Genomic DNA, 13,837 nt, shown 5'->3' on the forward strand with positions numbered 1-13,837 from the left:
CTACCCCGGGAACCGCTGCGGGATTTCAAACCATTTCGGGGCGGATTGAAGCCCGCCGCGACGCCGCTACACTTCTGTACTTTTCGCATCCACCGCTCACCCCAACCCAGCTTTTCGCTATGCACACCCGCAACATCCCCGGCACCGACCTCAACGTCTCGCTCCTCGGCTTCGGCAACTTCACGTTCGGCGTGAACTGGTGGGGCGACTTCACCGACGACGAAGCGGTCGCCATCCAGAACCACGCCTTCGACCAGGGCGTGACCTTCTACGACACCGCCCCGGCCTACGGCAACTGGCGAGCCGAGTCGCTGATGAAGCCGACGCTTGAATACGCCGGCCGGGACAACATCGTCCTCTCCACCAAGTTCGGCTACGACCTGGTGACCGACCCCGGCGAAGAAGGCTCGCACCGCGAACGCAAGCAGAACTTCACCCCCGACAACCTCCGTCGGGAACTTGAGAACTCGCTCAAGATCATGGGCGTGGACTGCATCGATCTGTATCAGGCCCACAACATCAAGCTCGAGCACTACAAGCCCGAGCTGTTCGAAGAGCTGAAGAAGTTCAAGGCCGAGGGCAAGATCAAGGAATGGGGCATCGCGCTAGGCCCGGCCATCGGTTGGCGTGAAGAAGGACACCTCGCATTCCTCGAACACAACGCCGCGGTGGTGCAGACCGTGGCGAACCTGTACGAGCAGGACCTCGGCCGTGAGTTCGGCGAGATCGCGGCGGCCAAGGGACGCGGCGGTGTGATCGCCCGTGTCCCGACCAACTCGGGCATGCTCGACGAGGAGTTCAAGGACGAGCACCACAAGTTCCCCGACCGCGACCACCGCAAATTCCGCGACCGCGCCTGGATGGTCTACGGCCTCAAGAAAAACGCCATCATCCGCGAAATCGCCGGCGACCTGGGCATGACCGTCACGCAGTTTGCCCTGCGTTGGCTCGCCCAGCAGCCCGCGATGGTCAGCATCGAGCCCAACATCCTCAGCACCGATGACGTGGACAAGTACGCCGTTTGCTGCGACGGCACCGAGCTGCCCGAGGATGTCTTGGCCAAGGTCGCCGAGCTCTACGCCGATGATTTCGGCCTGGGTGAGGAAGCCCACCCCTGCGACCACAAGAGCAGCACCGCCGAGGGCGGGGCGGTCCGCAGCCAATACGTCGCCCCGGCGCTGGCCTGAGGCCCGATCTCGGCTGACGAAGACGGGTAACGAAATTTTTTTGCATTGCCCCGCAATACCCATCCAATCCGTACGTTCGGCCTAAATGCCGAGCCACGGACGTGACCCCGCTTATTCACGTCGGCTTCGGTTGGGTTGAGTTTTGATGAGCCCTGAGGGGGCCCCGCTGACGCAACCGACATCCCGCCTCGCCGATTCGGGCCCAACATTATTCGATTTGTTCCGCCTGGCCCGTCTCCCCGAATCTCTCTGAGCTGTCGCATGGCTGAGTCGCCGCCTCACCGCTCGGAGCGCAGTCACTCTCCGTCTGACATCACGTGGCCATATCCGTTTGGTGTGGCATGTTTGGTGGTAGCCTTGAAAGGAGGCCTTGCATGAAGTGTGTTGATGTTGCGTGGTTTAGAGCTCGTCGGGCAGATGGACGGCTGGACGAAGCGAAAGATAGGCAACGGTTCCGGAACACATGGCTTGTGCCGGGGATGACGGCGGCGTTGTTGGCCGCTCCCGCCACGGTCACGGTCGGCCAGGATGTGGTTCTGGATTGGAACTCGCTGGCCAGCGGCGTGCTGGTCGATAACGAATCGCTGCAGAACCCCGGGATGGCCTCACGTTCGATGGCCATGATGAACCTGGCGATCTACGACAGCATGGCGATGACCGGCGGTTGGATGGACGCTACCGCGTTCTACAACTACAGCGGGATCGACGCCGGCTTGATTTCGGGTGCGTCCAGCGAAGCCGCCGCGGCCCAGGCCGCTTACACCGTGCTGAGCGGGATCTACGGCGATCAACAAACCACCCTCGACACGGGGCTGGCCACGACCCTCGCCGGCATCTCCGACGGCGCCGCCAAGACCTCGGGCGTCGCTCTCGGGACGCAGATCGGCCAGGCCATCCTCGCCAAGCGCTCCAACGACGGCTACGACACCAGCGTCCAATACACCCCGACCTACGAGATCGGCCACTGGCAGCCCGATCCGGTGAACCCCGACCAGGAAGCCTGGGGCCCGGCCTGGGGCGAGGTGGATACGTTCGCCCTGAACTCGGTCAACCCGTTCCTCCCCGACGCGATGCCCGCGCTGTCGAGCCAGGAATATGCCGACGCCTACAACGAAGTGAAAGCCCTCGGCTCGGTCGACAGCGCAACCCGCACCGACGAGCAAACCGAGATCGGTGTGTTCTGGGCCTACGACCGCGTGGGCATGGGCACGCCGATGACGCTATTCAACGATGTGCTGCAGACCATCGCGGTGCAGGAAGGCAACACCACCGCAGAAAACGCTCAGCTGTTTGCCAAGGCGACCGTGGCGATGGCCGACGCCGGCATCGTCGCGTGGAACTCAAAATTTGAGTACGACTTCTGGCGGCCGGTCACCGGCATCCGTGACGGCGACATCGACGGCAACGCGATGACCGAAGGCGTGTCCGACTGGACGCCGCTGGGCGCGCCCGACGGCGAAAGCCTGACCGGCTTCACCCCGCCGTTCCCCACCTACCTCTCCGGCCACGCCACCTTCGGCGGCGCACTCTTCGGGGCGCTCCAAGAGTTCTACGGCACCGACGACATCACCTTCAGTCTCACCTCGGCTGAGTTGGAGGCGTTGCTGGCGGACCAAGAGCTCGCGGAGCTGTACGGCCTCGGCGATTTGGACGACGCGGAACGCACGTTCACCTCGCTCAGCGAAGCCATGGCCGAGAACGGCCGCAGCCGGGTCTACCTGGGCATCCACTGGAACTTCGACGACATCGAGGGCCAACTCACCGGCCAACAGATCGCCCAGGCGATGTTCGCCAACCCCTTCACCGCAGGCGCGGTCCCGGAACCCACCGCGGCGCTGGCCCTTTCGGCGTTGGGTCTGGTGCTTCACCTGCCCGCCCGGCGTCGCCGAACCCACTAACCGCCAGTTCATTGCTACAAATCAGGGCGAACCCGCCATCGGTGGGTTCGTCCTTTTTCGTTGTCGCGTTTCCGGGAATCGGGCTGACGGTTTTCTTTCTAACTCATGGGGGGTTGTGTTATCTTCTGAAAATCAGTTGGGTCATCTCACTGGCTTACGGTGTCTAGGCCTTGGCGTAGCGTGGCTGTGTGATCGGGTTTTTCTTTTCCAGGCGTGTTGCATTCGTGACTGTTGCTTTCCGGAGTTTGAATCATGATGGATTGGCGTGGTGTCGCTCTTTGTGGCTTTGGGTTGAGCGGTTTGCTGCTGGGTGGCGTTCCGGCCGTTGATGCCCAGGAACTCATCGGTGCCGAGGCGGCGTTGAAGCAGTGGCTGGAGCCGCAGGAAGAAGAGGCCACGCCCGAGCAAGAGCCGGCGGAGGACCCGCTGCGGGCGGACCTAAAGAAGTTCACCGAGGCGTGGCCGGCGATGTCGCCGGAAGACGCGGCGACGGGATGGATTGCGTTGTACGACCGCTGGGCCGAGGCGCCGAAAAATGAAGCGGGCGGTTTCGGCGACCCCTACGGTTTCGGCGGGGGCTTCGGCGGTTACCGGGGGCAGTTCGGCGATGACGACGAGTCGGGGCCGTTGACGCTGCCCGATGTGGTGCGGGCGATCCCCGGCCCCGATGCCTGGCCGGCGTTGATGGATCAGGTCGATGCCCGCGAAGCCGAGGAAGGAAAACTCACCGAGAGCGCTCTCCGCCTGCTGGTGTCTTATCTCGACGACGACATGGACAAGTTCCTCGCCGAGGCGGAGCAGACCATCAAGACCGCCCAGAAAGCCGGTTCGCACTACAGCGAGTACCTGGTCGAAGCCATCGCGCCCCTGACCGATATCCGGGGCGAACAAAAAGAAGGCGTGGACGAGATCCGTGCGCGGATCCAGCGGGCAAAGGCCAACCCGGATGCGTTCTACGAATTCGAGGTGCCGGACTTGGTCACGCTGTACGGCGAAGATGAAGCCCGGGCGCTGCTCGAAGAAATCGTCGTGCTCTCGGTCGAAGGGATCGGGATCGAAGTGGGCGACGCGACCCGCCAGCTGGCGACCCGCATCGCCACCGAGAAGATCGATGATCTCGCGGTGCCGCGTTGGGGGCTGGTCTGGGCGGTCGACGAGGACAACATGGCGTTGTACGAGGCCCTCGATAAGAAGTACGGCCAGAAGAAAAAGCCCCAGGCCGAGGGCGGCGACGAGGGCTTGGTCGACATGATCAAGCAGCTCGGCGGATTTGGGCAGTCGCGGGGCTTCGACCCCTATTACGACAACTACGAGCCCTGAGAGCAACGCCAGGCACGCACGATTTATCTGCTGGGCCTGATCGTGCATGAACGCATCGACGACGCCACCGCGTTGGTGCAGGAGCACTACACGTCGGGCGAAAACGAGGTGAGCCTGCCCTGGGGCTTGATGGAGACCCTGCAGAAGGCCGGCGCGGTGCAGCCGTTGTTTGAATTCACCGAAAAGATGATCGACACCGAAGTCGGCGACGCGTTCTGGTCTGTGTACATCGAACTCGGCGCACAGCTCGAGCAGAGCGACCGGGTTTTGGCGAAGGTCGAGCAGGCCCTGGAGAACGCCGAGGGCCAGCAGCGCGTGGACCTACTGGATCAACTCATCGACGCCCGCTTCGCCGCCGGCGAAGTGGAACAAGGCGTCGAATCCCTGCGTGAGAAGATCAAGATCGCCCAGGAAAACCCATCGTCCGACAGCAACAACACGCTAAACGCCTACGTGCAGCTAGCGAAGATCGGCTGGCTCATGCAGCGAGAAGACTGGCTGGACGAAGGCCTGGAACAAGCCCTCGCCGAGCTGGCGAAGGCCCCCGATCCCGAAGGAAACGACCGCTGGTATCGCGCTTCGGCGCGGCAGCAGGCGGTGGGTGTCTTGATGAAAGCGGAACGTTTCGCGGAGGTCGAGAAGCTGCTGATCGACGGGGTTTCCGACGCCGTGCGGAACCACGAACAGGAGAGCCGCGGCGGCTACGGCGGCGACGTCGACTCGATCCGGGATGCCATGGTCGAGGTGGCGGTATTCTACGGCGAGGTCGAGCGCTGGGCGGATGTGCGGCTGATGCTTGAGAAGTCGCCCTACTGGGGGACGAGCGATCTCAAAGAGATTCTCACCCAGAAGGGGGCGAGCGGTTCCTCGCCGCTCGCGGTGTACGTGGCCAGCGCGTTGGCGGACAACGGCCAATCCCAGGACGCCTTGGCGATGGTGAACCACGCCCTGGATCAAGAGCCCGGCGAAGATTCGCTCTACGCCCTGTTGGCCGAACTCGATCCGAACGGCGCGCCCGCCCGGCTCGACGAATTGTTTGCCCGCGATCAGTTCGAGGAACGACCGCTGATTTGGAAAGCGAAGTTGGCCTTGGACGCCGGTGACGTCGATGCGGCGGATCAGATCATCCGCCAGGCCATCAGCATCGACCCGTCCGACGGGGAGCAGGGTGCTGGCGACCGGATGCGGGCTTATGCGATCCTCGCGGAGGTGCTCCGCGCTCAGGGTGACGACGACACCGCCGAGATCATGGAGGGTGCCGTCCGGGCGATCCGCATCTCTGAAGACGCGGACGAGTTCGACCGTGCGGGCCTGCTGTCGCACGGCGTAACGGGATACAAGGAAGCGCTGACGCACTTCGCCGACGCTTACTGCATCCAGTCCCGGCTGGCGATCCAGCTGGCCAACCTGGGACGTTACGACGAGGCGGCCGAGCACTACCAGCGGGCCTTCGAGTTGATGCCTTCCAGCTTCGGCCGGGTCGAGAGCCACTGCTTCGGGTGTGAAGACGCGTTTTCGGGTGAACGGGCGCAGACGATCGCCGCGCGTGTGTTCGACGAGTTGGTGATCGCTCAGCCGCTGACGCCCCAGGTGCACTACCTGCGGGGGTACCTCTACACCTCGATGAACAAGCACCAGGACGCACTGGCCAACTACCAACAGGCCACCACGCTCGACCCCGACTACCTCAACGCGTGGAAGCGTATCCAGGGTCTGGCCCGCCACATGCAGCTCGAGCAGGAGAAGCAGGACGAAGCGGCCCTGGCGATTTTCCGCCTCGACCCGTTGGGCCGACACGCATCCTCGGATCTGTCGACCGTGTCGGACCTCGCCGCCGCGTGGCGAGCGATGGAAGCCGCCCAGCCGCTGCGCATCGAGCCGCCCGAGTCCGTACTGGTGTTGCCCGCCAGCGCCGCCTGGATCGAAGAGAACACGACTTCCGACGATTTCCGCTGGCGTTACCGGTACAACTCCCGAGAGCAACTGGAAACCCCCGGCGGCTTCCTGGCTAGCCACGGCATCACGAATCTGGCGAGCACCGTCGCTACGCTCGGCATGCATTGAGGCGTTGCCGCCAGCCGGCCGCGTCGAACGGGCTAAGATGCGGGCATGCATGACCTGCACCCCGAGACCGAGATTGTGCACCAGGGCGTCCGCGTGACCGTTCGGGGCATCGATCTGCCCAAGCGGGGCGGGGGCACGCACCGGCGGGAGATCGTCGAGGCCGCCGATGCGGTGGTGGTGCTGCCGTGGATCGCGGATGGGCAGGCCGAGGGTTTTGAGTTTGTCGGGCCGGGCGTGGTGCTGATCCGTAACGAGCGTTTTGCGGTGCAGGACACGCTCTGGGAGCTGCCGGCCGGGACGGTGGAGCGGGGCGAGTCGCCCGACGACTGCGCGCCGCGGGAGCTGATCGAAGAAACCGGGTACCGGGCCGACCGGGTGGAGAAGCTGGCCGAGTTTTTCCCGACGCCGGGCTTCTGCACGGAGCTGCTGCACGCTTATCGGGCTGCGGGGCTGACGTATGTCGGGCAGGACCTGGACGAGACCGAAAAGATCACCGCTCAAGCGGTGGCGTGGGACGAGGCGATGAAGATGGTGCGGGACAACACGATCCGCGACGCGAAGTCGATCGCGACGCTGTTGTACCACCAGACGTTTGGCATCCCCCACGACCCCGAGAAGCAGAGCTGAGGAATCAACGAGCATGGGCGCAGGCGACCGTGACTATTTAAAAGAAGAAGCGCGACGCTGGGGCGGCGGCGGTGGTGGCATGGGCGGTGGTGGCTTCGGCATCGCGATGCCGGGGCGGCGATCGGTCGTGTTTTGGCTGCTTGTGATCAATATCGGGGTGTTTTTCGCAGATGGGATTTTGGGCCGGGTGCTCCTCGGTAATCATGGTGGGATGAATCCGCTCGAGGGATGGGGCTATTTCTCGGCCGAGAAAGGCCTCCTGGGATTTCAGGTTTGGCGACTGCTGACTTTTCAGTTTCTTCATGCTGGGTTGGGCCACATCCTCGGAAATATGCTGGGGCTGTTTTTCTTCGGCCCCATGATCGAGCAGCACTTCGGGTCTAAACGCTTTTTGGCGTTTTATCTGTTGTCGGGTGCGGTGGCGGCTTTGGTTTATGTTCTGCTGTGGCTGTCGGGTATTTTTGTGAGCAACGCGGCGGCGCCACTGGTTGGAGCATCTGGCGGGGTGTTTGCGATCCTTGCGGCTGCAACCCTTCTTGCTCCCAACATGCGGGTCTTGCTTTTCTTCCTCATCCCGATTCCGATCAAGGTTCTGGTTTGGGGTTTATTGTTGGTTGCCGCATATGTGGTCTTGGCTCAGGGGGCAACACCTGGCACGAATGCGGGGGGGCAGGCGGCACACCTGGGTGGCGCTTTGGCCGGTTTTATCCTGGTAAAGCGAGCAAATTGGCTTAACTGGGCCGACCGCGTCTCACCCTCGTCTATTCAGGACGGCATCAACGAAGGACGCTTCCAGAAAAAGCTCGAGCGGGAGCGCGCGACCGAGGCGGAGATCGACCGCATCCTCGCCAAGGTGAGCGAAAAAGGCCTTGCGAGCCTGACCAAGAAAGAAAAGAAAACCCTGAATCAGGCGAGCGAGTCGAAGCAGTAACCTGCAGTGTTTGATGTGGCTGTAACCCCTCCCCCCCGGGGGAGGTGGCCGGCGAAGCCGGTCGGAGGGGGAAGGTGAGTTCGGAGATAATTTCATCCGCGACATGATGCGTAGTGCCCTCACCCCAATCCTCTCCCGGAGGGAGAGGGAGTAAGGCAGAGTCTTCCCGCTAAACTGTGCGGCCTATGTCCGCGATCTCCTACGAGCTGCTCCAGCAAGACGAAACCTCGAACGCCCGCCTCGGCCGGGTGACGACGCCGCACGGCTCGTTCGACACCCCCGCGTTCATGCCCGTGGGCACGCAGGGCACGATCAAGGGCCTGCTGCCCCAGTCCGTGGCCGACACCGGAGCCCAGATCGTCCTGGGCAACACGTATCACCTGCTGCTGCGACCGGGCAGCGAGCTCATCGCAAAGATGGGCGGGCTGCAGGACTGGACGGGCTGGCGGGGCCCGATGCTGACCGACTCGGGTGGGTTTCAGGTGTTTAGTCTCGGCAACCTCAACAAGATCGACGACGACGGCGTCAAATTTAAAAGCCACCTCGATGGCGCGGAGTTCCACCTCACGCCCGAGCGGTCGATGCTCGTGCAGGAGCAGCTCGGGGCCGACATCATCATGGCGTTCGACGACTGCCCGCCCGCCGCGGTCGAGAAGCTGAATCCCCGGAACGTGGCCGACTCGCCGGTGCGGTCCGACTCGGCGCGAACCCAAACCGCCGAGCCCGCGGTGATGACTCCGGCCGAGTACGCCAAGCGGGTCGAGATCGCCAACGAACGCACGCTCCGCTGGCTGGATCGCTGCGTGAAAGCCCACCGGGCGAGCGGCCGGTGGGACGAGCAGGGCCTGTTCGGCATCGTGCAGGGCGGCACGGACCTGGATCAGCGGACGTTCTGTGCCGAGCAGGTCACCCAGCACGACCTGCCGGGCTTCGCCATCGGCGGGGTGGCGGTCGGCGAGGGCAGCGACGAGATCCGCAGCGTGGTCGAGCACACGGCTCCGCTGCTGCCGTCCGATAAGCCGCGGTACCTCATGGGCGTGGGCTACGAGCGGGACATCGTAGCCGCGGTCCGGGCGGGGGTGGACATGTTTGACTGCGTGCTGCCGACCCGCAACGGCCGAAACGCCAGCGCCTTCACCTCGACGGGCCTGATCCGCCTCAAAAACGCGAAATTCGCCGAGGACCCCCGGCCGATCGAGGAGGGCTGCGACTGCGTGACCTGCACGGGGTTCTCCCGCTCCTATATCCGCCACCTCTTCCAGGCCAACGAGATGCTGGGCGGGATCCTCGTGAGCCTGCACAACCTGCGGCACTTTCAACGCCTGCTATTGGACATCCGCGGGGCGATCCGTGACAATGCGTGGTCCTCGCTAGCCGAGCGCTGGCCGGTCGCATTCCCGGCTGGCGCATGACGCTGGCGGCTGTTCTATAGACCCGATCCCCGGGGCTTGGCTCGCCTGTAGGCCCGGCCCCAACACGACAAAGAAGACCCTCCCGATGAACCCGTTTATTGATTCGACCTGGCCCGTAACCCTGGCCCAAGCTGACGACTCCGTGGCCCCTGCGAGTGCTGAATTGAACAGCGCGGTGGAGGGTGCGCCCGGCGCCGCCGGCACCCAGGCTCCAGGGGGTACCCAGGACGGTGAAGCAACTCCCTCCGCCAGCCCGCTCTCGGCCCTGTTGTTCCCGATGATCTTGGTCATCGGCTTGTTGTTCATCTTCTCGATGAGCGGCAACCGCAAGGAAAAGAAACGCCGGGCCGAGCTGATGGCCAACCTCAGCAAGGGCGCTAAGGTTCAGACCGTCGGCGGTGTGATCGGCAAGGTCGTCGAAGTCCGCGACGACGAAGTCCTGGTCAAAGTCGACGAGAACACCAACACCAGCTTGCGTTTCGCCAAGTCTGCGATCAGCAGCGTCACGTCAGAAGACTGATGTGATTTTTTGATTTTTGATTGAAGATTGGCGAGTTACCGAACGCCATTGATGGTGTTCGGATTTGAAACAATCTCAACTCAATCAGGAATCGACCCGAACGCGATCCGCCTTTGATTCAATCATTAAATCTTCAATCATAAATCTGATATCCATGAAATACCCCATCTGGAAACCCCTGCTGATTCTGGCCGTCCTCGCGGGCTGTGCGGCGCTGCTGCTGCTCAAAGACGGCGACCCGAAGACCATCGACCTCAAGCCGGGCATCGACCTGGCCGGTGGTACCACGCTGGTCTACGACGTGCTCGTTCCCGATGGAAAAGACGCCAAGAGCGTCATCGATCAGACCATCATGGTGCAGCGCGACCGGGTCGACCCCACCGGGGTGAAGAACCTGATCTGGCGTCCGGAGATCGGCAACCGCGTCTCGATCACCATGGCCCAGCCCGACCCGCGGGTGAAGATCACCCAGGAAGCATACGAGGCCGAGCTCAAGAAGCTGCGTGAAAATACGCTGGACGTCACGGCGATCGACTCGGCGGTGCTCATCGAAGACCCCGAAGCCCGCCAGCAAGAATTCCAAACGCTGGCCAACAGCAGCGAGGCGATGGTCGAGCAGCTCAATGAGCTCGCCGAGCTCGCCGCCAAGCGGGACGCGCTGCGTGCGCCCTACGAAGCGGTCAACAAGTCCTGGCGTAATGCCCAGGACGAGTTTGGTGCGTCGCCCACCGACGCGCAGCAGACTCAGCTTGATGCGCTGTTTGCCGAACTGAACTCCACCGCGAGCGCCTTCAGTGCCGCCCGTGACGCCTACACCGATGCCCGGGCTGAGGTGTTGTCCAACGCCATCGACCCGGCCGAGGTCGACCGCATCTTCGCGCTGTCCAACGAGGTGCGTCGCGGTCAGGACGTCTCGCCCCGTCAGGAAGCCTTGGAGAGCTTCAAAGCGACCCGGCCCGGTTTGGTGGATCAGATCGATGCGACCGCCGCCGCTTGGGAAGCCTTCGAAGCGGTGAAGGGGCCGCTAGACGACCCCGAAGACCTCAAGCGTCTGCTCCGCGGGGCAGGTGTTCTGGAATTCCGTATCTCCGCATCTCCCGGTGGCGGCGGGGTGCCCGCTCAGCCGTTGGACCTGTCGACTTACATGCAGCGCCTCGACGAGAAGGGCCCGCGTGCGGGTCTGACCGAGGACTGGCGCTGGTTCAAGGTGCAGTCGCTCGAGAAGTTCTTTGAGAACCGCGAAGCCCGCGAGGCGCTCATCGAGAACCCGGCCTCGGCGGGCGGGGCCTTCCTCTCGCGCGGCCTCGTGGCCCGTGCCTACGGCGGCGACTTCTACGTCCTGCTCTCCAACACCCCGGGCACCGCGATGACCGGCGAAGACGACTGGGCGCTCAACGGTACCACGCGGGTCAGCGACGAACTCGGCCGACCCGCGGTGGGCTTCTCGCTCGACGCCAAGGGCGCCAAGCTCATGGGACAACTCACCGGCGGCAACGTCGGCCGGCAGATGGCCATCGTGCTCGACGGCGAACTGATGTCCGCCCCGACCCTGCAGGCCCAGCTCACCTCCGGCGGCACCATCACCGGCGAGTTCTCCACCGCCGAGTACCAATACCTGCTCAACACCCTCGACGCGGGTTCGCTGGAGGGCCAACTCTCCTACGACCCGATCAAAGAGGTCACCGTTGGGTCTTCTTTGGGTGCTGACAACCTTCGCAAAGGCCTGAACGCCTGCATCATCGCGATGATCGTGGTGGCTATCTTCATGGCGTTCTACTACCTGTTCTCCGGCCTTGTCGCCGACTTCGCGCTGATCGCCAACATGGTGATCATCCTCGGCATCCTGTCGCTGATCGAGGCGACCTTCACCCTGCCCGGTATCGCGGGACTGGTGCTGACCATTGGTATGGCGGTCGACGCCAACGTGCTGATCTTCGAACGGATCCGCGAAGAGCTCGACGCGAAGGCCGATCTGCCCACCGCGGTGCGTCTGGGTTTCGATAAGGCGTTGTCCACCATTCTGGACGCCAACATCACCACGCTGATCACCTGTGTTGTGCTGGGCTACACCGCCACGGCCGAAGTCAAGGGCTTCGCGGTCGTGCTGGGCGTGGGTATCCTCGCCACGCTGTTCACCGCGTTGTTCTCGACGCGGGTGATCATCGAACTCTACCTGCTGCTGACCAAGGCCAAGAGCCTGCCGATGCTGCCCACGATCGTGCCGGCGTTGGCCAAGCTGTTGTCGCCCAAAGTGAACTGGATCGGGTTGCGGAAGCTGTTCCTGCCCGTGAGCGTGATCCTGATCGTGGCCGGCCTCTCCATGGCGTTTACCCGCGGCGAAGACATGCTCGACATCGAGTTCCGCTCCGGCACCGAGGTGACGTTCACGCTGTCCGACGGGGCGCAGCTGCCGATTGAAGAAGTGCGCACCCGTCTGGCGGAGTTCGGCGATCGCCCCGAGGCCGCCGAGATCGACGCCAAACTCCAGGAACAGATCGAACAGGTCGAGGCCCAGAACGCCGACCGTCGGGAAGACAAGCAATTGGACCTTCCCACCAAGGCCGACTGGTCGCTGCTGGAAAATGCTCAGGTCGTCACGCTCGAGAGCGATGGCAGCCAGGGCTTCAGCGTCGCCACCCTGATCGAAAACTCCTCGGCCCTGAGTGACGCGATCAAGATCATCTTCCGCGATGTCTTGGATGTCACCGAAACCGTTCAGTTCGACGGCCTGGGGCTGTCGGTTGATGAAGCCAAGGGTGTCGTCGAGCCGATCGTGTCCGCCTCGCTGTACGGCAGCCTCGGCCGAGAGTTCACCGAGCAGTCGCCGGACGTCCAGAGCTTTGTGGGCGGTGTGTCGATCGTCCTGGAAGACCTCAGCCCCGCGGTGAGCGTCGAAGACGTCACCGAGCGGATCTCGCGGATGCGTCGTCAGCCGGGCTACGACCTGCTGGGTTCGCGCCCGTTCAAGGTCTACGGCCTCGAGCGTGCGGGCAACGACAAGAACGGCAACCCGAGCTACTCGACGATGGCCGTGGTCGTGAAAGACAACGAGACCAACTACGCCGAGGACCGCAGCCAATTCACCGAACGGCTGGGTCTGGCCGCGACCGAGTGGTCGCTGGTCCAGGACGCGCTGCAGCGCGACACCAGCCTCGCCAGCGTGAGTAACTTCTCGAGCCAGGTCTCGGGCACGATGAAGCAGCAGGCGATCGTCGCCATGGTGCTGTCGCTGCTCGCGGTCGTCGGCTACATCTGGCTCCGCTTCGGCAGCCTCCGGTACGGCCTGGCCGCCATCGCCGCGCTGGTCCACGACGTGTCGATCACCATGGGTATCCTCGCGATCTGCGGTTACCTCTCGGCCGTGCCCGGCTTCCAGGCGTTGCTGCTGGACGACTTCAAGATCAACCTGACGCTGATCGCGGCGCTGCTGACGATCGTCGGTTATTCGTTGAACGACACCATCGTCGTCTTCGACCGCATCCGCGAGAACCGCGGCCGGCTGAGCCGGGCGACCCCGCAGATCATCAACGACTCGATCAACCAGACGGTCAGCCGTACGGTTCTGACCTCGGGCACCACGTTGATCGCGGTGCTGACGCTGTATGTCCTGGGTGGCCCGGGCGTGCACGGCTTCGCTTTCGCCATGCTCGTGGGTGTGCTCGTGGGTACCTACTCGTCGATCGCCATCGCCGCCCCGATCCTGCTCATCGGCGACAAGTCCGGCGGTGCGGGCTCGGGCGTCGCGGTCACCGATAACCGCCCCGACCCGGACGGCAGCACCGCGGCGATCCCCTCAGCGGCCGCGACCACGAGCTGAGTTTCTCGCGGATTAACCACCATTGATAAAGCCCAGGGATGGCCATCCCTGGGCTTTTCTT

General features: G+C 63.6%; 9 protein-coding genes. All 9 read left to right on the forward strand.

Going from position 1 to position 13,837, the window contains the following annotated elements; translation table 11 throughout:
- The first annotated feature begins 119 nt into the window (after positions 1-119).
- Positions 120-1,187 carry an aldo/keto reductase gene (locus HNQ40_RS12045; protein ID WP_184678078.1) on the forward strand — a complete coding sequence of 356 codons (1,068 nt, stop codon included), beginning with the start codon at positions 120-122 and terminating at the stop codon, positions 1,185-1,187.
- A gap of 479 nt (positions 1,188-1,666) precedes the next feature.
- A complete protein-coding gene (locus HNQ40_RS12050; protein WP_246403214.1) occupies positions 1,667-3,085 on the forward strand; it encodes a vanadium-dependent haloperoxidase in 1,419 nt (472 codons plus the stop codon).
- A gap of 252 nt (positions 3,086-3,337) precedes the next feature.
- Positions 3,338-4,405 carry a hypothetical protein gene (locus tag HNQ40_RS12055; protein WP_184678080.1) on the forward strand — a complete coding sequence of 356 codons (1,068 nt, stop codon included), beginning with the start codon at positions 3,338-3,340 and terminating at the stop codon, positions 4,403-4,405.
- Between the two features lie 42 nt (positions 4,406-4,447).
- Positions 4,448-6,469, forward strand: coding sequence for a tetratricopeptide repeat protein (locus HNQ40_RS18635; RefSeq protein WP_184678081.1), 2,022 nt, complete (start codon positions 4,448-4,450; stop codon positions 6,467-6,469).
- Between the two features lie 45 nt (positions 6,470-6,514).
- A complete protein-coding gene (locus HNQ40_RS12065; RefSeq protein WP_184678082.1) occupies positions 6,515-7,096 on the forward strand; it encodes an NUDIX hydrolase in 582 nt (193 codons plus the stop codon).
- Positions 7,097-7,109: 13 nt separating this feature from the next.
- Positions 7,110-8,027 carry a rhomboid family protein gene (locus HNQ40_RS12070; protein WP_184678083.1) on the forward strand — a complete coding sequence of 306 codons (918 nt, stop codon included), beginning with the start codon at positions 7,110-7,112 and terminating at the stop codon, positions 8,025-8,027.
- A gap of 185 nt (positions 8,028-8,212) precedes the next feature.
- Positions 8,213-9,439: a tRNA guanosine(34) transglycosylase Tgt gene (locus HNQ40_RS12075; RefSeq protein ID WP_184678084.1), complete on the forward strand. Its 1,227-nt coding sequence runs from the start codon at positions 8,213-8,215 to the stop codon at positions 9,437-9,439.
- Positions 9,440-9,524: 85 nt separating this feature from the next.
- Positions 9,525-9,959, forward strand: coding sequence for a preprotein translocase subunit YajC (gene yajC, locus HNQ40_RS12080; protein WP_184678085.1), 435 nt, complete (start codon positions 9,525-9,527; stop codon positions 9,957-9,959).
- Positions 9,960-10,113: 154 nt separating this feature from the next.
- Positions 10,114-13,776 carry a protein translocase subunit SecD gene (secD, locus tag HNQ40_RS12085; RefSeq protein WP_184678086.1) on the forward strand — a complete coding sequence of 1,221 codons (3,663 nt, stop codon included), beginning with the start codon at positions 10,114-10,116 and terminating at the stop codon, positions 13,774-13,776.
- Positions 13,777-13,837: the final 61 nt, after the last annotated feature.

It is taken from the genome of Algisphaera agarilytica (assembly GCF_014207595.1).
In the GTDB taxonomy this organism is placed as follows: domain Bacteria; phylum Planctomycetota; class Phycisphaerae; order Phycisphaerales; family Phycisphaeraceae; genus Algisphaera; species Algisphaera agarilytica.